At 61.3% G+C, this 18,855-nt stretch carries 20 protein-coding genes; 18 read left to right on the forward strand and 2 right to left on the reverse strand.

Going from position 1 to position 18,855, the window contains the following annotated elements; genetic code table 11:
* Positions 1 to 76 precede the first annotated feature (76 nt).
* From NW829_RS06330 to NW829_RS06340, 3 genes are read left to right on the forward strand one after another with little or no spacing between them, the layout of a single operon-like run.
* Positions 77 to 1,612 (forward strand): hypothetical protein, encoded by a 1,536-nt coding sequence (locus NW829_RS06330; protein ID WP_414416688.1) that lies wholly within the window; start codon positions 77 to 79, stop codon positions 1,610 to 1,612.
* Positions 1,612 to 2,034: a thioesterase family protein gene (locus NW829_RS06335; protein ID WP_414416689.1), complete on the forward strand. Its 423-nt coding sequence runs from the start codon at positions 1,612 to 1,614 to the stop codon at positions 2,032 to 2,034. Before NW829_RS06330 ends, NW829_RS06335 begins: the two co-directional genes overlap by 1 nt.
* Entirely contained in the window at positions 2,013 to 2,621 is a 609-nt protein-coding gene (locus tag NW829_RS06340) for a hypothetical protein (RefSeq protein ID WP_041436487.1), read from the forward strand. The genes NW829_RS06335 and NW829_RS06340 overlap by 22 nt, the downstream gene beginning before the upstream one ends.
* Before the next feature lie 364 nt (positions 2,622 to 2,985).
* On the opposite strand, the gene NW829_RS06345 is transcribed toward NW829_RS06340, so the two are convergent.
* Positions 2,986 to 4,047 (reverse strand): carboxypeptidase-like regulatory domain-containing protein, encoded by a 1,062-nt coding sequence (locus NW829_RS06345; protein WP_414416690.1) that lies wholly within the window; start codon positions 4,045 to 4,047, stop codon positions 2,986 to 2,988.
* A gap of 88 nt (positions 4,048 to 4,135) precedes the next feature.
* Positions 4,136 to 6,124 (reverse strand): carboxypeptidase regulatory-like domain-containing protein, encoded by a 1,989-nt coding sequence (locus tag NW829_RS06350; RefSeq protein WP_414416691.1) that lies wholly within the window; start codon positions 6,122 to 6,124, stop codon positions 4,136 to 4,138.
* Between the two features lie 165 nt (positions 6,125 to 6,289).
* On the opposite strand from NW829_RS06350, the gene rpmJ reads away from it, so the two are divergent.
* The 15 genes from rpmJ (at position 6,290) to NW829_RS06425 (ending at position 18,720) form a co-directional block, all read left to right on the forward strand.
* A complete protein-coding gene (rpmJ, locus tag NW829_RS06355) occupies positions 6,290 to 6,406 on the forward strand; it encodes a 50S ribosomal protein L36 (protein WP_011433187.1) in 117 nt (38 codons plus the stop codon).
* A gap of 223 nt (positions 6,407 to 6,629) precedes the next feature.
* Positions 6,630 to 7,013 carry a 30S ribosomal protein S13 gene (gene rpsM / locus NW829_RS06360; protein ID WP_011433188.1) on the forward strand — a complete coding sequence of 128 codons (384 nt, stop codon included), beginning with the start codon at positions 6,630 to 6,632 and terminating at the stop codon, positions 7,011 to 7,013.
* Positions 7,014 to 7,097: 84 nt separating this feature from the next.
* Positions 7,098 to 7,484 carry a 30S ribosomal protein S11 gene (gene rpsK, locus NW829_RS06365; protein WP_011433189.1) on the forward strand — a complete coding sequence of 129 codons (387 nt, stop codon included), beginning with the start codon at positions 7,098 to 7,100 and terminating at the stop codon, positions 7,482 to 7,484.
* Positions 7,485 to 7,618: 134 nt separating this feature from the next.
* On the forward strand, positions 7,619 to 8,626 hold the full coding sequence (locus NW829_RS06370) for a DNA-directed RNA polymerase subunit alpha (protein WP_011433190.1): 1,008 nt from the start codon (positions 7,619 to 7,621) through the stop codon (positions 8,624 to 8,626).
* Between the two features lie 95 nt (positions 8,627 to 8,721).
* Positions 8,722 to 9,072 carry a 50S ribosomal protein L17 gene (gene rplQ, locus NW829_RS06375; protein WP_011433191.1) on the forward strand — a complete coding sequence of 117 codons (351 nt, stop codon included), beginning with the start codon at positions 8,722 to 8,724 and terminating at the stop codon, positions 9,070 to 9,072.
* 13 nt (positions 9,073 to 9,085) lie between these two features.
* Positions 9,086 to 9,943 (forward strand): tRNA pseudouridine(38-40) synthase TruA, encoded by an 858-nt coding sequence (gene truA, locus NW829_RS06380; RefSeq protein WP_414409114.1) that lies wholly within the window; start codon positions 9,086 to 9,088, stop codon positions 9,941 to 9,943.
* A 45-nt stretch (positions 9,944 to 9,988) separates the two neighbouring features.
* Positions 9,989 to 10,444 carry a 50S ribosomal protein L13 gene (rplM, locus tag NW829_RS06385; protein ID WP_414413343.1) on the forward strand — a complete coding sequence of 152 codons (456 nt, stop codon included), beginning with the start codon at positions 9,989 to 9,991 and terminating at the stop codon, positions 10,442 to 10,444.
* Positions 10,441 to 10,851, forward strand: a complete 411-nt coding sequence (rpsI, locus tag NW829_RS06390) for a 30S ribosomal protein S9 (protein WP_011433194.1) — start codon at positions 10,441 to 10,443, stop codon at positions 10,849 to 10,851. Before rplM ends, rpsI begins: the two co-directional genes overlap by 4 nt.
* Positions 10,852 to 10,927: 76 nt before the next feature.
* Positions 10,928 to 11,152 (forward strand): 50S ribosomal protein L31, encoded by a 225-nt coding sequence (rpmE, locus tag NW829_RS06395; protein WP_414409113.1) that lies wholly within the window; start codon positions 10,928 to 10,930, stop codon positions 11,150 to 11,152.
* Positions 11,153 to 11,206: 54 nt separating this feature from the next.
* A complete protein-coding gene (gene prfA, locus NW829_RS06400) occupies positions 11,207 to 12,289 on the forward strand; it encodes a peptide chain release factor 1 (RefSeq protein ID WP_011433196.1) in 1,083 nt (360 codons plus the stop codon).
* A 102-nt stretch (positions 12,290 to 12,391) separates the two neighbouring features.
* Positions 12,392 to 15,016: a bifunctional aconitate hydratase 2/2-methylisocitrate dehydratase gene (gene acnB, locus NW829_RS06405; RefSeq protein ID WP_414416692.1), complete on the forward strand. Its 2,625-nt coding sequence runs from the start codon at positions 12,392 to 12,394 to the stop codon at positions 15,014 to 15,016.
* A 67-nt stretch (positions 15,017 to 15,083) separates the two neighbouring features.
* A complete protein-coding gene (locus tag NW829_RS06410) occupies positions 15,084 to 15,377 on the forward strand; it encodes a PepSY domain-containing protein (RefSeq protein WP_414355795.1) in 294 nt (97 codons plus the stop codon).
* Between the two features lie 196 nt (positions 15,378 to 15,573).
* On the forward strand, positions 15,574 to 16,014 hold the full coding sequence (locus NW829_RS06415) for an Hsp20/alpha crystallin family protein (RefSeq protein ID WP_414416693.1): 441 nt from the start codon (positions 15,574 to 15,576) through the stop codon (positions 16,012 to 16,014).
* A gap of 260 nt (positions 16,015 to 16,274) precedes the next feature.
* The gene (locus NW829_RS06420) at positions 16,275 to 17,396 is read left to right on the forward strand and encodes an ABC transporter ATP-binding protein (RefSeq protein ID WP_414409110.1); all 1,122 of its coding nucleotides are present in this window, start codon (positions 16,275 to 16,277) and stop codon (positions 17,394 to 17,396) included.
* Between the two features lie 52 nt (positions 17,397 to 17,448).
* Positions 17,449 to 18,720 (forward strand): class I SAM-dependent methyltransferase, encoded by a 1,272-nt coding sequence (locus NW829_RS06425; protein WP_414400206.1) that lies wholly within the window; start codon positions 17,449 to 17,451, stop codon positions 18,718 to 18,720.
* The last annotated feature ends 135 nt before the right edge of the window (positions 18,721 to 18,855 follow it).

The raw sequence follows: 18,855 nt of genomic DNA on the forward strand, positions 1-18,855 counted from the left end.
GCGATCGCTTCTTTCCTGAACCATGTTCAGGAGAGTTCAGCGTGAATGTATCAGGGAGCACGTGCTGGGTGGAGTTTTGGCGATTGCGGCCGCGATTGGCTTGGTGGTCTTGCTGTTGGAAGCGATTCGATATCGCCGCTGGGGATCCGTTCGCCGCTGGCAACCGGCAGTGGGGCTGGGCTTGGTGGTCTTGGCGGCGCTGGGGTGCTGGCTGGGTCAGTTGCCGGATCTGATCCTCCTGGCTTTGTTGTTGGGGGGCCTGGTGGGGGTGGGTTTACTGGGGTTGAGTGGCTGCGGTCGGGCCGGGCAAGGGCTGGTGGTGCTGTTGCTCAGTTTGGCGGCCTGGCAAAGTCTGGCTATCGGCTCCCCCAGTCGCATCGGCATTGCGGAGCAGCATGGAATGCTCTTTCTGTGGGGCTGCGGCCTGGGGATGGGCTTGGTGGGGATCCCTTTGCTGGGGGTCTTGGCCGAAACAGAAGCCCTGTCGTTGCTGATGGCGCTGGGCCAGGGGTGGAGCGGCATTGCCGCCATAACCTGGGGATCTCGCCTGCTGGAGATGGGATCCCAGCCGGATCTCCCTTGGCAGGTGCTGTTGCCGGTGGGGCTGGCCGCCCTCAGCTTGGTGGCAGGCACTGTGCCGCTCTTGACCGCCTCAGAAGACTCCCCCGGGCTGCTGTCGGCAGTGGGGCATGGGGTGGGGTGGCTGGTGGCGTTGGCGCTGGCCTTGGCCTTGACCCGCAACGGCCTATACCAGGATCCCTTCTGGGCCTTGCTCTACGGGGTGGGGGTGCTGCTCTCGTGGGCCTTGCTTGCCTTGGAAAACCAGATGGGACAGGGGATCCCTGCGCCAGGGGAACCTGCTCATGTCAGCGGGCCGGAGGCTTTAGCCGGTCGCGTCAGCGTTGCCGAGCAACAAGGACGGCTGCTCTGGCGGGCCTGTGTGGGCCTAACGCTGGTGGGCGGAGGAGCGCTGCTGGCGCTGCGATTGGGGGGATCCTACGGGGCGGCCCTCTTGGGGCTGGGGTGTCTGGCTTTTCCCAGCCGCTGGGGGGCGATGGCAGCCCTCTTCTTGTCGGCCCGCCCTCTGCTGCAAAACCTGTTGCACCAGTTCAACCTGCAGGTTGCCGGGATCGACCTCACCCAACCCTATGTGTCGGCGGCGCTGTACCTGGGAATGGCGGCCATGGCGCTGGCGGCGCTCCTGCACTGGCTGTATGGGCCAGACAAACCCCTGCAGACGGGGATCGCCCTGACGCTGGCTAGCCTGGCTTTGCCGGTGGGGGTGGGCTACTTCATTCACGCTCAGCCGCAAGCGGCCTTCCTGTTGGGAGCCTTGACCACCGCCTTGATCCTGGCGGCGCTGCAGCCCATCCTCCTGCAGCAGGAGGGAAGAGGGGCGGAATCTCTGGGGATCCGAGGTTTGGGCCTGGCTGTGCTTGCCATTCTGGGATCCAACCTCAGCCGCGATTGGACGGTAACCGGCTTCCATGCCACCCGCTGGGAACGGGCGCTGGTGCTGGCCGGGGTGGTCGGGATCCTGGCGTTGATTCTCCTGCTCTGGCAAGGCTGGAGCCTATGGCAATCCAGGAGAATGCGCGCCCCTGCCCGCTGATGAAACCTGTTCCCTTGGGCACCCTTGGCACCTGGCAAGGGATCCTCGGCCCAGAACAAACCGCTGAGGCTCTGGGCAACCCCGGTGTGAAGGTGATCGGATCCCCGGCTTTGTTGACGTTGATCGAGCGGTGCGGCCACAACACCTTGCAGCCCTTCTACGAGCCGGAGGAAGCGGCGGTCGGGATCCGCTTTGCCTTGGAACATCGGTCGGCAGCGGTGGCGGGGGATCCCTTGCAGGTTCGGGTCGAAGTCGTGGCCGTGGAGGGGAGACGCATTCAGTTTCAGGTGGAGATCACCCAGCAGGAGCGGCTGGTGATGCAGGGATCCTACACCTGCCTGGTGGTCGATTTGCCCCGTTTTCTGGCCCGCTATGGATTGACCGCGGAGGATCCCAGTCGGTGCTCAAGCTGTTCGCGTTAGCGGGACGGAGTCCTTTGGGATTGCTGCTGGCCGTCTTTGTGGGAACTCTCTTGTTCTGGCCTCAACAGCTCATTCTGCGCTACCGCAAACCCTGGCAGGGCCCCCTTGCCTGGATCTGGAAATGGCACGGCTGGGGAGGCTGGGCCGTGCGGGGCAGCCGCCGTGGTTGGGAATGGCGTTGGGGATCCCTGCGCCTTCGCGGCCGTTGGCCGGCGCAGCGGGGAGAACGTTGCTCCCCCAGAGATTGGCCCTACCTGTGGAAGCTGGGCAAGCAGCTCCACATCCAATCTTGGCAAGGAGGGGTGGAAATTGGCTTTGCCGATCCGGCTTTGACGGGGCAATGCTTGGGACTAATCGCCGCTCTACCCCCTCAGTTGGCCCAACACCTGCGCTTGACCTTCGCTCGCATCGGTTGGCACGGATGGGGATCCCTGGTGATCCGGTTGCGCGGCTGGCAGGTGCTGGGGCTGGCCTTGAAACTGGGGTGGCTCGCCCTATCGCGCCATCGGAAGGGATCCCCAGCAAAAATAGCCCATGGGACAGCTGGCGTCAGGAGCAAAGCGCTGGGGGGGGAACTGCAGCGCTGACGCGGTCAGGCCGGCTGCAGCGCCGGGCGGCAATTCAACAGAGGCATGACCTACCCGCCTCCCCCTTCGCCCTGGCCGTTGGTAGGGGTGGGGGCAGGTGCTGCAGGGATAATCGGCGGCACAATGTACTGGCGCAGGCAGCGTCGCTGCAGACAACTGCAAAACCAGATCCAAGCTTTGCAAGCTCCTGTTGTGGCGGCTCCTCGCGCTCTTCTGGCTCTTTCGGCTCCTCCTCCCGCCCTTCATCGGGGGGCAGCTCTTCTCGCCACTCTTCGGGCGGCTCCTCCCGTCGTTGCTAGACGAACTCAGAGGACAATCCCTTTCACGACAACAGAAGAGATCCCGGAGCTGTTCTGCTTAAGACCTAGGGAGTCGGTGTGGCAGAGGGGATGCGCAGCTCCACAGCCGTATCCAGGCGAGAGCGTGGGGGTGGGGCTTCTCCCTGAGCCAGTTCTAGGTACTGGGCCAGCGGGTGATGCTCCTTCCAGCGGGATCCCACCTCAGCAGCCATCTGGGTGACTTGGATTTGATAAAGCTGGGCCAGCTCGGCAGCATTGAGGTTGCTCCGCTCCACCTGATCGCGACTGGCCTCGGCCAGGATATCTACCACAAGGTTGCCTTGCTCATCAAACCGCCACAGTTCCAGGCGGCTGCGGGAACGCAGGCTCAGCTCCGTTGGCGAAGCTGGTCGAGTGAGGACATCGACGCGGGCGATGACGATGGCTTCCAGGCCCAGGTAATCGAAAAATTGGCCCACCGCCTCCGGCTTGCGGCGATCCCACTCAAACAGCTCGTAGATGGGCCAGCCCACCTTCTGCAAAATGGGCTGAATGCGACGGTTGTCCAGGGGCACCACCTTCTCGCCGTTGGGGATCAAGCCCAGACGCACCGCCTCTATGGCCAGGCGCTGGCCCAACAGTTGGGTATGCTCCAACCCTCCCACCCCCAAAATGCCAAGGCGACGGCGGGGTTGAGGCCGAATCGGCACCTGCAAAACCACATCCACAGGGGTGGTCAGGCCCCCTTGCAGCAGGATCTCCTGCTCTGCCTTTTCATAGTCGGGGTGCCACACCGTCAACAGCCAACGCCCGGCTGGGGCATGGTCTAGCTCAAAAGCGCCCCGCTCATCGGTTTGAATCGGCTGATTGGGGTTCTCCATGCCCTCCAACTGCACCTGTGCCCCCGCCACAGGTTGTCCCACGCTGTTGCTCACCTGCCCCACCAGCCGCGCCGTTCCCTGGGGCTGCCCTCTGTTTTGGGAGGGAAACAACGGCGTCAACCGTGGAATGGGGGTGGCCGGAGCCTGAGCCAGCGCTCCTGAAGTCAGTGCCAGCCAGCCGCAGAGGGCCAGACTGCCTGTTCGCGAGAGCGTTGCGTAGCGATAGCTAATCCTGTGCCGGAGAGGATGAAAGAAGAAAAAAGGCATGGCGAAGGTTGCATCCGGTAGTAGCAGTCGGTTCTATTCTGCTCCGCACCCCTGACGCGAACAGGGCAAGATCCTGCTGCAGGGATCCTCACCCAGAAAAGGGGTTGTTGGTTTGCCATTGTTGGACAAACACCGGCACCATGTTGCGCACCTGCAGCCGAAACAGGCCCGCTGCCGCATCTTCAAACATCGGATCCCCGCCCACATCATCCCGCCCATAGGCTTCGTAGTAGCGAGCCCGATCCCCAGGCCGATCCCTCTGCAAGTCCACCACCACCACCACCCCGCGGCTGCGCAACTGGTTGGGGGTGAAATTGGGAATTTCCACCGGCACCGTCGGGGCCACAAAGCGTAAGGCTGTATTCAGCAGAGAGTTGCCCTGGCGGTTGTAGTCCCGCGAGATCTGCATCTGGGTCAAGAGGATATAGCGCAATCCCAGGGCATCCCCGATGGCCTTCAGCTTGGCCAAATCGGAGGTGTAGCGCTCATCCCGATCCAACAAAGTCAGGCCCTGGGTGAGGGGCAGAAGCGGCTCAAACCGGGGATCCGGCCCCAGAGGCCCCTTCAAGAGCAGTACCGGTCGCTGGGGCTGCAACTCCTTCAGGGCCATGCTGAGGTGGCGGGCCAGCTCATCCGAGTAAACGGGTTCATCCGGCAAAAGGCCAATGCCCTCCGGCTGGCGGGTCGGTTCCCCTGGCGGCAAGCGAATATCCTGAGTGGAGACAAAGCCGGCCCGGACTTCCACCTGGGTGCTGGTCAGGGGAAAACCCGGCACCTCCACATCCACCAAATACAGGCCGGCCGGCAGTTCCGGCAGCACGTAAGTGCCGTCGGCAGCAATGCGGACGGTTTGCCTGGGTTGGGTTGGCGTGGCGGCCAGGTGCAAAACCCCGGTCTGAACGGGTTGGCCGGCAATATCCAGCACCCGCCCGGTCACCACACCGCGGTTGCCTGGAGAGGGGACTCCCCCGTTCAGGACCTCTGTCCCGCCGTCGCCAACTTGAGCCTGAATATCCTGCAAACGGCGCAAAGCTGGGATCCCTGCTGCCACCACCCACAGATCCCGCTCCCCCAGCATCACCAGACCCGTCGGCTGTCCCTGCAGCCGCAGCGAGGCCACCAATCGCCCCGTCTGTAAATCCACCAGCTGCAGGCGGTCGCTATCGCGGGAGGTCACGTAAGCCCAACGTCCATCCGGGGAAAGGGCCAGCCGCGTCGGTCGCCAATCCAGGCCAACCCGCTGCAGGGCCTCGCCGCTGCGGCTCAGATCCAGCACTGTTAGATCTTGGCTGCCGGAGTTGAGCACCACCAAGCGTTGCCGTTCGGCATCCAAAGCCATCGCTTCCGGAGTATTGCCGCCCCGCCAACGGGCCAACAACTCCCCATTGTCTGGGTTAACCACCAGCAAACTGAGGGGATCCTCCCCGGCTAGGCCCACAAACAGGGATCCCCGCTCCGCATCGTAGGCCAGCGCCAAAGGGGGGCCGGGCATCGGCAAATTGCGGGCTTGCGGCTGCTCTGAGGGGTCGCTTTGGCGTTTGTGCTCCGCACCGCTGCTGCGAAGGGGAGCAGCCATCACCGCCAAACTCTGGGCAGAGGGCAGGGAGGCAAAAACCCGCCCTGTGGCCGCATCCACGGCAATATCCAAAACTCCCGCCGGCAACCCATAGGCCTGAATCAGCTCCCCCGTCAGCAGATCGAGGGCCACCAGCCCAGGGGCATTGGGGCCAGAGGCATAGACCACCTGCCGCGCCTCATCCACCCGCACCACACTGGGAGCAAACCCCACCGCCACCTGCCACAAGGGATCCCCGCTGGCCCCATCCAGCAGAGTCACCGCCTGCTCCTCCAACAGCCCAACCGCAACCCAGCCCCGATCCGGTACCCCATCGATGCGATCGGCAGAGCTGCGCAACGGCAAAAGCCAATCCCCCTCTGTCCTCAGGCCGTTCCCATCCGCAGGAAAGTTCCTCCCAGCAGAGGAAGAGCCTGCCTCCGGCGAAGGGATCCCTTGCCCCAACACAGGGGATCCCAGCCCCAGCACGCTGCTCAGCACAACCAGCCATTGCCACCGCATGGCCTTCTCCACCCCACAGTCGCGCCTACTTTGACTCAGGAGATCCTCGCCCAACCAGCATAGCCAACCCGACTGTCCGCTCGCTGTCAGCAAACCCAAACACATTTTGACAGGTTGCCCAGACGAACATAGAATGGATATTCGCTGGTTTTGTCAGGATCAACCATGAAGGTGCGGCCTTCCGTCCGTCGGATCTGTGAGAAATGCCGAGTCATCCGCCGCCACGGTCGGGTGATGGTCATTTGTTCTTCCAACCCCAAGCACAAGCAGCGGCAGGGCTAGAGGTTCGATGCAGGATGTGTCCAGCCTGCAATGGGAGACAGAAGCGAGGGATCCCAACACAACTGAGCAAAACTTTGGCCAGATCTCTCGGCGAGCATAGATCCCAAGATCGGCATCTCTACAGCAACATTTCTCTGAATGAGGATCCCATCTCAGGCAGGCAACTCAATCCTTACTGGGCAAGTGTGTTCGAGTTGGTTTGATTTGAAAGGTACCCCTGACTATGGCACGGATTGCGGGAGTTGACATCCCCCGAGAAAAGCGAGTGGAGATTGCCCTCACCTACATTTACGGCATTGGGCTAACCCGCTCCCGCCAGATTTTGGCGAAGACCGGCATCAATCCGGATACTCGTACCCGCGACCTCACCGACGCTGAGGTGGCCGCCCTACGGACGGTGGTGGAGGGCGAATACCAGGTAGAAGGGGATCTGCGCCGCCAGGAGGCGATGAACATCAAGCGGCTGATCGACATTGGCACCTATCGAGGTCGTCGCCACCGCCTGGGTCTGCCCGTGCGTGGCCAGCGCACCCGCACCAATGCCCGCACCCGCAAGGGGGTCAGGAAGACGGTGGCCGGCAAGAAGAAAGCTCCCGCCAAGAAGTAGTCGCTGGACTTTGCGCGGAAGGCAAAACTCTTCCACCATCCCGAATCCCAACCCCAAACAGTCGATTGCAAGGACACCTGGATCATGGCTCGGCAGCAACGGCGCGGACGTAAAGTCAAAAAGAACATCCCCAATGGGGTGGCCTACATTCAGTCCACCTTCAACAACACCATCGTCACCATCACGGATCCCAACGGCGATGTGGTGTCTTGGGCCTCGGCAGGTTCTACGGGCTTCAAAGGGGCCAAAAAGGGCACTCCCTTCGCCGCCCAAATGGCAGCAGAAAGTGCGGCGCGTCAAGCCATGGAGAACGGCATGCGCCAGATCGAAGTGATGGTGAGCGGGCCGGGAGCCGGTCGGGAAACCGCCATTCGCGCTCTACAGGCAACGGGCTTGGAAATTACCCTTATTCGAGATATCACCCCCATTCCCCACAACGGTTGCCGTCCCCCCAAGCGGCGGCGTGTCTAAAGGATCCCGCGTTGAGGGCCGGTCGAGCGTCTGTAGGAGTTTGCTCCAGAGCTACAGGTCTGCCCAAGCGTGAGATGACCTCGAAGTTTCATCAGTTCTCCAAACGGATGTCGAGCCAGACGGACGGGGCCACCATGACGATTCAAACCAGCCGAACCCTCTCCCACTCTCTGGGCAGCAGAGCGAGCTCAAGCGCTGTTGCTTACCAGACCGAGTGTGTTGAATCTCATCGGGATGATAACGGCGTTCACTACGGCAAATTTGCTTTGGGGCCACTGGAGCGCGGCCAAGGGATCACGGTGGGCAACGCTTTGCGGCGGGTGTTGCTCTCCAATCTAGAAGGGACGGCGGTGACTGCTGTACGCATTGCCGGGGTGACCCACGAGTTTTCCACGGTGCCGGGGGTGCGGGAAGACGTGATGGAGATCCTTCTAAACATGAAGGAGCTGGTGCTGCGCTCCAGTTCCCCCGAGACTCAGGTGGGCCGCTTGGTGGCTCAGGGGCCAGGGGAAGTTACTGCTGAGAAGCTGCAATTGCCCAGCGATGTGGAGGTGATCAACCCCCGTCACCACATTGCCACCCTGGCAGAAGGGGCGATTTTGGAAATGGAGTTCATGATTGGCCGGGGACATGGCTACCGCGCCGTCGATTACTCCGACAGCAAAGCGATGGCGATTGATTTTCTGCAGATCGACTCTGTCTTCATGCCGGTGCGCAAGGTGAACTACGCTGTGGAAGCAGCTCGGGTGGGCCAATTCCTGGAAAAAGATCGGCTAGTATTGGAAATCTGGACCAACGGCAGCCTCACCCCGCAAGAGGCCCTCAGCCAAGCGGCCCGCATTTTGGTGGGCTTGTTCGCACCGCTGCAGGAGGTCAGCTTCGATGCTCCTGTGCCGCCCAAGCCAGACGAGGACAACCAAAAAAACCAGATCCCCATCGAGGAGCTACAGCTCTCGGTACGGGCCTACAACTGTCTGAAGCGAGCTCAGATCAACACGGTGGCCGATCTGCTGCTCTATACCGAGGAAGATCTGCTGGAGATCAAAAACTTTGGCCAGAAGTCTGCCGAAGAGGTGGTGCAGGCTTTGAAAGCCCGCTTTGGTCTGACACTGCCCCGCACCCGCGAAAAAGGCAAGGCCTAGAGTTTAGGTTCCGTCTCAAGCATCTGCACCGCTAGCACAACCGCGTCAAAACGCAAGGATCCCCGAAGAGTGTAGGACACAAGACAGAGGTTACCATGCGCCACCGCCGTCGTACCCCCCACCTCAATAAGCCCGCCGACCAGCGCAAGGCCCTGATGCGGGCGCTGACCACGGCTCTGCTGCGGGAAGGGCGGATCACCACCACCAAAGCCCGCGCCAAAGCCATTCGGGCCACCACCGAGAAGATGATCACCCTGGCCAAAGAGGGATCCCTGGCGGCGCGGCGACAGGCGCTGGCCTACATCTACGACAAGGAGCTGGTGCGCTCCCTGTTTGAGCAGGCTCCTGAGCGCTACCGGGATCGGCCCGGTGGCTATACCCGCATCTTGCGCACCGTGCATCGGCGGGGGGATGGAGCAGAAATGGCGGTCATCGAGCTGGTGTAGCGGAAAGGGATCCATGCCGTACCGTCGCATTGCCCTGAGAATTCAGTACCTCGGCAGCAGGTTCTATGGCTGGCAGCGCCAGGCAGCCCGCCGTACCGTGCAAGGGGTGCTGGAGGAGGCGATTGCGTCGCGGGCGGGGCATCCGGTAACCCTCTATGGGGCCGGTCGCACCGATACGGGGGTTCATGCTGCAGGCCAGGTGGCCCACTTCGACACCACCTCCGGTATCCCTGCGGCGGAGTGGTCGAGGGTGCTGAACGACTGTCTGCCGGAAGATGTGGTAGTGCTGGCTTCTGCTCAAGTGCCTGACTCCTGGCACGCCCGCTTTTCGGCTCGCTGGCGCCGCTACCGCTACCTGATCCTGAACCGGGAGCGACCGGATGTGTTCTGGCGCCTCTTTAGCTGGCAAGTGCGTTGGCCTCTGCAGGTGGAGCCGATGGCGGAAGCCCTGAATTCCCTGCTGGGGGAGCACAGCTTGGAAGCCTTCCGGCGGCGGGGATCGGATCGGCCCCACTCGCGGGTACAGGTGCAGGAGGTGCTCTGCCAGCGGCTGGGGGACTTGATCAGCATCGAGGTGCAGGCCAGCGGCTTCCTCTACCGGATGATGCGGCTCTTGGTGGGATCCCTAGAGGTGGTGGGCCGGGGCCAGCTCAGCCCGGCACAGTTTGTCCACCTGTGGCAACACAACGACTGGAGCCAGATGCGCACCCGCTACAGCGCTCCTCCGCAAGGGCTGTGCCTGACGGATGTGGGCTATGCTGCGGATCCCTTCGGTCAACAGTTCGCCCACTCGCTGCCCTTTTGGGCCTTGCCCACAGAGCCTCCCTCCGCCCTCCGGTCGCCGGCTGCGTTGGCCCATTCCTGCGGTTGATCTGGGCGATCTCTAAGCTTGTCCTGATATGTTTCCTTGCCTGCCATGAACAAAACTCCCCTTCCCAACCCCGAAACTCTGGCGCCCCGCTGGTATCTGGTGGATGCTGCCAATCAGCGCCTGGGCCGCTTGGCTGCCGCTGTGGCCACCCTCTTGCGGGGTAAGCACAAACCGGACTTCACCCCTCACCTGGATACGGGGGACTATGTAATTGTGATCAACGCTGAGAAAGTGGTGGTCACCGGCAAAAAGCGCACCCAAAAGCTCTACCGCCGCCACTCCGGCCGTCCTGGCGGCATGAAAGTGGAAACCTTTGCCCAACTGCAGGCGCGGCTGCCGGAGCGGGTGGTGGAAAAAGCGATCAAGGGGATGTTGCCCCACACCCGGTTGGGCCGGCGGCAATTCACCAAGCTGAAGGTTTACGCCGGGCCAAACCACCCTCATGAGGCCCAGCAACCCCAGGTTTATCCCCTCAACACGATCCCAGGAGCCAAAGCATGACTCAAGCGAGCAGCCAACGAGCCGTTTATTGGGGAACGGGACGCCGCAAAACCGCCGTTGCCCGCGTGCGTTTGGTGCCCGGCACGGGCAAAATCATCATCAACGACAGGCCGGGAGACCAGTATCTGCAGTATCAAGAAGCCCTGCTGGCCAGTGTGAAGGGGCCGCTGGAGATCCTTGGTCTGGAAAACTCCTACGATATCCTAGTGCGAGCCCATGGCGGCGGCGTTCACGGCCAGGCGGATGCGATCAAGCTGGGGGTGGCGCGCGCCCTCTGCGAGGTGGATCCGGCCAATCGCGGCCCTTTGAAAGTCGAGGGTTATCTGAAACGGGATCCGCGCGCCGTGGAGCGGAAGAAATACGGCCTGCGCAAGGCCCGCAAGGCTCCCCAGTACTCGAAGCGCTAGGGATCCCTGCCGTTGTTTTTAGAGGAAGATGTTGATAGACAAGGGTATAGAAACAGGCCCAGAGGAGGAAAGGGTTATGCCCAAGAAAGGATTGCACCCGCAGTGGTATCCAGAAGCCAAAGTCATCTGCAACGGCGAAGTGGTGATGACGGTGGGATCCACCAAGCCGGAGCTCAAGGTGGATGTTTGGTCGGGCAACCATCCCTTTTTCACCGGCAGCCAGAAGATCATCGACAGCGAAGGCCGGGTGGAGAAGTTCATGCGCAAATACGGCATGGGAGGTGGCAAAAAGGCCAAGTAGAGGTTCCCCCATCTGGGTGTGGGCAACGCTTGGATCCCTGGGTATTGCGAATCTATGGCTTCTGCTCAACTGATCGACCAGCTTAAGAATGTCGAAGCCACTTTTCAGGAGCTGACGGTGCGCTTGGCCGATCCGGACGTGGCCACGGATCCAGCTGAGCTGCAGCGGATTGCCAAGGCCCGCTCCTCCTTGGAGGCCACCGTCCAGGCTTTTCACGACTGGCAAAAGCTGAATCGCGATCTGCAACAGACGGAAGAACTTTTGCGGGAATCGGCCTCCGACCCAGAGCTGGAGGCGATGGCAAGAGCGGAACTTGAGCAACTGCGGGCCCGCCAAGAACAACTGGAGGAAAAGCTCACCCTGCTGCTGCTGCCCCGGGATCCCAACGACGACAAGAACATTATGTTGGAGATTCGCGCCGGCACCGGTGGGGAGGAGGCGGCGCTGTGGGCGGCGGATCTGGCCCGCATGTACACCCGCTACGCCGAAAAGCTGGGCTGGTCGGTGCGTCTGGCGAGCCTCTCGGAAGGAGAGCTGGGGGGCTACAAAGAGGCGATCCTGGAGATTCAAGGGGATCAGGTGTACAGCAAGCTCAAGTTTGAAGCTGGCGTGCATCGGGTGCAGCGGGTGCCCGTCACCGAAGCGCAAGGCCGTGTCCACACCTCGACGGCCACGGTGGCGGTGATGCCAGAGGTGGACGAGGTGGAGGTAGTCATCGACCCGAAAGACATCGAAATCAAAACGGCACGTTCCGGGGGGGCAGGCGGCCAAAACGTGAACAAGGTGGAGACGGCGGTGGATCTTCTCCACAAGCCCACCGGGATCCGGGTGTTTTGTACCGAGGAGCGTTCCCAGCTGCAGAACCGCCAGCGGGCCATGCAGATTTTGCGGGCCAAACTCTACGAGATGAAGCTGCAGGAGCAACAGGCCTCCATCAGCTCTGCTCGGCGCATGCAGGTGGGAACGGGATCCCGCTCGGAAAAAATTCGCACCTACAACTACAAGGACAACCGCGTTACCGACCACCGCCTCAACCAGAATTTCCCTCTGCAGCCCATCTTGGATGGGGAGCTGGACGACTTGATCCAAGCTTGTATTGGCCTTTACCAAAAAGAGCTGTTGGCGGAGCTATCCTAGGCCAGACTGAGTTACCGCCAGCGGATGGGATCCCTTCTCGAGGACCTTTCCTCTGCCGAGCTAGCGGTAGAATAAATACCCACGTCGAGTGCCTAAACCCCCATGCTGGCCGAATACCGCCAACACGCCGCTGCCCGCGAGGCCCAAGGGATCCCGCCGCTGCCCTTAAACGCTGCCCAGACCAGCCAGTTGTGCGAGCTCCTGAAGGCCCCGCCTGCCGGCGAAGAAGCCTTTTTGTTGCACCTGCTCACGGAGCGCGTCCCACCGGGAGTCGATGAAGCAGCCTACGTGAAAGCGGGCTTTTTGGCGGCGGTAGCCAAGGAGGAGGTTGCATCGCCGTTGATCACTCCCCTGCGGGCGGTGGAGCTCTTGGGCACCATGCTGGGGGGCTACAACGTCCAGGTTTTGCTGGATCTGTTGCGGGATCCCCGGAGTGAGATTGCAGCGGCAGCAGCCCGCGCCCTCAGCCACACCCTGCTGGTTTTCGATGCCTTTCACGACGTGCTGGAGCTGAGCCAGTCCGGCAATGCCTATGCCCAACAGGTGATCGAGTCCTGGGCCAAGGGCGAATGGTTTACCGCCAAAGCTCCCCTGGCCGCAGCAATCACTGTAACAGTGTTCAAGGTTGCCGGCGAGATCAACACCGATGACCTTTCCCCCGCCGCCCACGCCACCACCCGCCCGGATATCCCCCTCCACGCCCAAGCCATGCTGGAGTCCCGCGCTCCAGGATCCCTGGTCACCATTGCCGAGCTGAAGCGCCGCGGCCATCCCGTTGCCTTTGTGGGGGATGTGGTGGGCACCGGCTCCTCCCGCAAATCCGCCCTCAACTCGCTGCTCTGGCACATCGGCCACGACATTCCCCATGTGCCCAACAAGCGGGCCGGCGGGGTCATCCTGGGGGGCACCATTGCGCCCATCTTCTTCAACACCGCCGAAGATGCCGGGGCCTTGCCCATCCAGTGCGATGTCTCCCGCCTGGAAACCGGCATGGTGGTTACCATTTGCCCCTACGAAGGCGTGATCCGCTCTGAGGCCGGCCAGGTTCTCTCCACCTTTTCCCTGCGGCCCGTGACCCTCCCCGACGAAGTGCGGGCGGGGGGACGTATTCCCCTGTTGATTGGCCGTGCCCTCACCGACAAAACCCGCCAAGCCTTGGGTTTGCCTCCCTCGACCTTGTTTATCCGCCCCACTCCACCGGCAGACACCGGCAAAGGCTATACCCTAGCGCAAAAAATCGTGGGCAAAGCCTGTGGGCTGCCAGGCGTGCGCCCGGGCACCAGTTGTGAGCCCCTCATTACCACGGTGGGATCCCAGGACACCACCGGCCCCATGACCCGCGATGAGCTGAAGGAGCTGGCCTGTCTGGGCTTCAACGCCGACCTAGTGCTGCAGAGCTTCTGCCACACCGCCGCCTATCCCAAGCCGGTGGACATCCAGATCCACAAAGAGCTGCCCGACTTTTTCGCTTCCCGCGGGGGCGTTGTCCTGCGTCCCGGCGATGGCATTATCCACTCCTGGCTCAACCGCATGCTCCTGCCGGATACCGTCGGCACCGGGGGCGACTCCCACACCCGCTTCCCCTTGGGGATCTCCTTCCCGGCGGGATCCGGTCTGGTGGCCTTTGCCGCCGCCATGGGGGTGATGCCCTTGGACATGCCGGAATCGGTGCTGGTGCGCTTTACAGGTGAATTGCAGCCGGGGATCACCCTGCGGGACATTGTCCATGCCATCCCCTACGTGGCCATTCAGAGGGGCCTGTTGACCGTTGAGAAAAAAGGCAAGAAAAACGTCTTTGCCGGGCGCATCATGGAGATCGAGGGCCTGCCGCATCTGAAGGTGGAGCAAGCTTTTGAGTTTACCGATGCCTCGGCAGAGCGCAACTGTGCCGGCTGTACCATCAAGCTGAGCCTCGAGACGGTCTCAGAATATCTGCGCTCCAACGTGGTGCTGCTGAAGAACATGATTGCCCGCGGCTACCAGGATGCGAGAACCTTGCTGCGGCGCATCGCCAAAATGGAAGCCTGGCTGGCCAGCCCCACCCTCCTGGAGGCGGATGCCGACGCCGAATACGCCGAAGTCATCGAAATCGACCTCAGCACCATCACCGAGCCGATCGTCTGTGCCCCCAACGATCCCGACAAGGTGATGACCCTGAGCGAAGTCCATGCCCAACACGCCGCCGGCAACCCCGATACGCCGATCAAGATTGACGAAGTTTTCATCGGCTCCTGCATGACCAACATCGGCCACTACCGCGCCGCCGCCAAAATCCTGGAAGGCCAAGGGCGGGCCAAGGTGCGCCAATTCTGGATCTGTCCGCCCACCCGCATGGATGAGGCACAACTGCGCTCGGAAGGCGTATACGGCATCTTTGCTGCCGCCGGGGCCAGAACGGAAATGCCGGGATGCAGCTTGTGTATGGGCAACCAAGCCCGCGTGGAAGACGGGGCCACCGTCATGTCCACCTCCACCCGCAACTTCAACAACCGCATGGGCAAAGACGCGCGGGTTTACCTGGGATCCGCCGAGCTGGCCGCCGCCTGCGCCCTTTTGGGCCGGATCCCCACCCCTGAGGAGTACCGAGAGATCGTCTCCACCAAGATCCAGCCCTTTGCCGGCGAGCTGTACCGCTACCTCAACTTCCACGAGATCCCCGGCTTTGAGGACGAAGGACGGGTCATCCCGCGGCAGCACGTGGAGGAGCTGTCCAGGAGCCGTTCTTGAGCGAGAATAGGGGCTAGCTGCCCTGATAGCATGGCAGGGATCGCCCCATTGCCCTGGAGAAAGCTCAATGGCCCTGAATCCAAAGAGGATCCGCCGCATCCACCGCACCCTTGCCCCCATCCTGGCCTTGCCTTTGGTGGTAACGGTGCTGACGGGATCCCTGTATCAAATTGCCCGCCTTAACGAAAACTTCGACTACTACTGGCTGATCCAAATCCACAAAGGGCAGTGGGGCCCCCTCGATCTGCAAGCGGTTTACCCCTTCTTAAACGGACTGGGGCTGCTGGTGATGGTGGCCACCGGCCTCAGTATGTGGTTACCAACAAAACCCCATCGCCGCCCCAAACATACGGAGTCCTAGAGGGTTTTGGATAGATAAACCTGTAGGGTAAACACCTAAGAAACATTCCAGAAAACCCTACATTTCCCGGAACGGATTTGACTACACTAGAAGCATAGAGGTTTTGCTTGCACCTCTAAAGTTGAGCCCCGAAAGCTAAGCTCCAAACTCGAACTGGAAGTCAAAAAAGCAAAGTAATAGAGGAGGAGGATGCTCTATGGCTCTTGTCCGCTGGGATCCATTTCGTGAAATTGACGAAATTCAACGGGAAATGAACCGGATGTTCGACCGGCTGATCCCTCGCACCACCGAGGCCGACGGCTTTTCCTTCATGCCGGCAGTGGAGATGCACGATGATCCCGAAACCATTACCCTGAAGCTGGAGCTGCCCGGCTTGAACCCCAACGACTTGGATATCCAAGCGACAGCCGAAGCGGTCTCCATCACCGGGGAACGGCGATTTGAGAAGCGCTCTGAAGACAAAGGGGTAACCCGGACTGAATTCCGTTATGGGCGCTTCCAACGGGTGATCCCACTGCCGAACCGGATCAAACACGATCAGGTGAAAGCCGAATACAAAGATGGGATCCTCACCCTCACCTTGCCCAAGGCAGACTCTGAAAAAGCCCAAGTGGTTAAAGTGAGCGTTGTCTCCTGATGGGCGTAGCTGAAGCTGCTCTGAGGTTAGGCAATTTTCCATGAGGAAAAAAGATCCCATAGGGGTAGGCTCATCGCCTACCCTTTTTTAGTCCTTTTTTGCGTTTTGGTTCTTCAGCTTGCGCTCATTTCAAGCAGGAATAAATCGGGTTCGCTGCAGGGATCCCCAGCTCTCCCTACCGAACTCAACTCAACTCGATTTGACTTTTGCCCGCCGCTTTGGATAGGGTTTGAGTGCGCAACGGAGCCAAGGTTGAGAGCATGGCCAGCGTTACCTACGAACACGTTACCAAGCGCTACAGAGACACCACCGCCGTCCATGACCTGAACATCACCGTCGAAGACGGGGAATTTCTCGTCTTTGTCGGCCCCTCCGGCTGCGGCAAAACCACCTCCCTGCGCATGCTGGCCGGCTTGGAAGAAGTGAGCGCCGGCTCCATCTACATTGGCGATCGACGGGTGAACGATGTCCCCCCCAAGGATCGGGATATCGCCATGGTCTTCCAATCCTATGCCCTCTACCCCCACATGACCGTGGCCGAGAACATGGCCTTTGGCCTCAAGCTGCGCGGCCTGCCACGGGCGGAGATCGAAAGCCGGGTTAGGGGGGTGGCCAAGCGCCTTGGGATCGAACACCTGCTCAACCGCAAGCCCAAGGAACTTTCGGGTGGGCAACGGCAGCGGGTTGCCGTCGGGCGGGCCATCGTGCGCAATCCGGCGGTGTTTTTGATGGATGAGCCCCTCTCCAACTTGGATGCCAAGCTGCGGGTACAGGCGCGGGCCGAGATTAGCAAGTTGCACATGCAACTGGGCACCACCTTTATCTACGTTACCCACGACCAGGTGGAGGCCATGACCATGGGCAACCGCATCGCCGTCATGAAGGATGGCCGCCTGCAGCAGGTGGATACCCCCCACACCCTCTACACCCGCCCGGCCAACCTGTTTGTGGCCGGGTTCATCGGCAGCCCCGCCATGAATTTCTTCCAGGCCAAGCTGCGGGAGCAGGAGGGCACCCTCTGGATCGATACCGGCGCCTTCCGCGTGGCCATCCCGCCCCACCAGGCAGAGCCCTATTGGCAATACGTCGGCAAGTCGGTCATCTTCGGCATCCGCCCGGAAAACATCCACGATCCCCACTACCAACCCCCAGGGATCCAACCTGCCCCGGTGCGGGCTAAGGTCTCGGTAACGGAGCTGGTGGGCCATGAAGTAATCCTCTATCTCAGCACCAGCGACCGAGAAGGGATCCTGGCCGAGCAGGAGTTTATTGCCCGCGTGGATCCCCGTACCCAGCTGCGCGTCAACCAGTGGGCGGAAGTGATCTTCGATATGGATCGCTTCCACCTGTTCGATCCCGAAACCGAGCAGCGCCTAGGTTAAACCCTGGAATCGCTTTAGAATCCTAATCAGTCCTACAGAGGCAGGGATCCCTATGCCGGAGCAATCCACTTCCAAGTTGGTTCAGGCACAGTTTGACGAGTTTCCGTACCCGAATGTGCCGATTGAGCAGACGGTTACGGATAACTTCGCGCTGTTTGCCAACAGCCTCACCACCGCTTACTATCGCCGCAACCGCAAGGTGGTCAAACCCGAGGGCAAAGTAATGCTCAACGCCGGCTGTGGCTCCGGCTGGGAAACCCTTGTGCTGGCCACGGCCAATCCAGGAGCTTCTTTTGTCGGGGTGGATATCTCGGCAGAATCCCTGAAAATGGCCCGGCAGCGCTTCGAGTTCCACCAGATCAAAGAGGCGCGTTTCGAGGTGATGGACATCACCGACCTGCAAGCCTTGGGGGAGCAATTCGATTTCATCGCCTGCAACGACGTGCTCTACCTGCTGGACGATCCGGTGGCGGGGCTGAAAGGCATGCGCCAAGTCCTCAAACCGGACGGCATCATCCGCACCAATGTCCACAGCCTTTACCAGCGCCAGTTTATTTTCAACATGCAGGATGCCATGGAGCTGCTGGGGGTGATGGATGAGCCGGCTGCCAAAGCCGTTCCCATCCTCAGGGAGCTGATGGATGCCCTTCACGAGGGCAGCTTCGTCAAAAGCCACTGGCAGGGGGATGCCATCAAAACCACCAATGGGATCCTGGCCAACTTTCTGCTGCGCAGCGACAAAGGCTTTACCGTGCCTCAGGTCTTTGAGATGCTCCGCCAGGCCGGGCTGGAGTTCATCAGTATGGTCAATTGGCAGCAGTGGAAGCTGGAGCGGGTCCTCACCAAGCCCGTTCCCTACGCCCTGCGGCAAATCAAAAAGCTCAGCCAGGAGGAGCTGCTGCACTTTATCGAGTTAATCTTTCCTAACCTGACCCGCCTGATCGACTTCTGGTGTGGCCACCCCACCGGGGCCACTTCTCCCCAACCCTTCAGCAGCGAGGAATGGAGAAATGGCTTGGTACAGGCGCATCCTCTGCTGCTGAGGCTCAACGCCAAGGCTGCCTTTGAGAATGCCATCCGCGACAATGGCCCGGTCAACATCAACGGCTGGCCCGGCTCCGAGGGCAACATCACCATCGATCCCTTCTCGGTGCGCTGGTTGATCGATGTTTTTGGAGAAGAGCCTGTTCCTGTACAGGCCCTGGCGGCCAAGGCGCTAGATCTCATGGATTGGACCCCCGAAGAGGCCTTTAACCAAGTGGTGGCCAATCTCAAGTTCCTGGAAGAGCGGCTGGTGGTGCTGTTGCACTCGCCGCTGCGTTGAGTTCAAGAACCTACCCCCCTCTCCCCCTGGGAGAGGGGCCGGGGGTGTTTGCGTTTAGCGACGCGGAGCGCTTGGGCTGGGAGAGGGGCTGGGGGTGAGGGTCTGCAGCACCCTGATTTGCTCGGCCCGAATGGC

Origin of the sequence: Synechococcus sp. R55.8, from assembly GCF_047461895.1 — a bacterium.
Lineage (GTDB): Bacteria > Cyanobacteriota > Cyanobacteriia > Thermostichales > Thermostichaceae > Thermostichus.

What these genes read in the sequence shown, in the direction of transcription:
- NW829_RS06335 (WP_414416689.1), top strand. Translation starts at nt 1,612, where the DNA reads ATGAAACCTGTTCCCTTGGGCACCCTTGGCACCTGGCAAGGGATCCTC.
- NW829_RS06345 (WP_414416690.1), bottom strand. Translation starts at nt 4,047, where the DNA reads ATGCCTTTTTTCTTCTTTCATCCTCTCCGGCACAGGATTAGCTATCGC.
- NW829_RS06350 (WP_414416691.1), bottom strand. Translation starts at nt 6,124, where the DNA reads ATGCGGTGGCAATGGCTGGTTGTGCTGAGCAGCGTGCTGGGGCTGGGA.
- rpmJ (WP_011433187.1), top strand. Translation starts at nt 6,290, where the DNA reads ATGAAGGTGCGGCCTTCCGTCCGTCGGATCTGTGAGAAATGCCGAGTC.
- rpsM (WP_011433188.1), top strand. Translation starts at nt 6,630, where the DNA reads ATGGCACGGATTGCGGGAGTTGACATCCCCCGAGAAAAGCGAGTGGAG.
- rpsK (WP_011433189.1), top strand. Translation starts at nt 7,098, where the DNA reads ATGGCTCGGCAGCAACGGCGCGGACGTAAAGTCAAAAAGAACATCCCC.
- NW829_RS06370 (WP_011433190.1), top strand. Translation starts at nt 7,619, where the DNA reads ATGACGATTCAAACCAGCCGAACCCTCTCCCACTCTCTGGGCAGCAGA.
- rplQ (WP_011433191.1), top strand. Translation starts at nt 8,722, where the DNA reads ATGCGCCACCGCCGTCGTACCCCCCACCTCAATAAGCCCGCCGACCAG.
- truA (WP_414409114.1), top strand. Translation starts at nt 9,086, where the DNA reads ATGCCGTACCGTCGCATTGCCCTGAGAATTCAGTACCTCGGCAGCAGG.
- rplM (WP_414413343.1), top strand. Translation starts at nt 9,989, where the DNA reads ATGAACAAAACTCCCCTTCCCAACCCCGAAACTCTGGCGCCCCGCTGG.
- rpsI (WP_011433194.1), top strand. Translation starts at nt 10,441, where the DNA reads ATGACTCAAGCGAGCAGCCAACGAGCCGTTTATTGGGGAACGGGACGC.
- rpmE (WP_414409113.1), top strand. Translation starts at nt 10,928, where the DNA reads ATGCCCAAGAAAGGATTGCACCCGCAGTGGTATCCAGAAGCCAAAGTC.
- prfA (WP_011433196.1), top strand. Translation starts at nt 11,207, where the DNA reads ATGGCTTCTGCTCAACTGATCGACCAGCTTAAGAATGTCGAAGCCACT.
- acnB (WP_414416692.1), top strand. Translation starts at nt 12,392, where the DNA reads ATGCTGGCCGAATACCGCCAACACGCCGCTGCCCGCGAGGCCCAAGGG.
- NW829_RS06410 (WP_414355795.1), top strand. Translation starts at nt 15,084, where the DNA reads ATGGCCCTGAATCCAAAGAGGATCCGCCGCATCCACCGCACCCTTGCC.
- NW829_RS06415 (WP_414416693.1), top strand. Translation starts at nt 15,574, where the DNA reads ATGGCTCTTGTCCGCTGGGATCCATTTCGTGAAATTGACGAAATTCAA.
- NW829_RS06420 (WP_414409110.1), top strand. Translation starts at nt 16,275, where the DNA reads ATGGCCAGCGTTACCTACGAACACGTTACCAAGCGCTACAGAGACACC.
- NW829_RS06425 (WP_414400206.1), top strand. Translation starts at nt 17,449, where the DNA reads ATGCCGGAGCAATCCACTTCCAAGTTGGTTCAGGCACAGTTTGACGAG.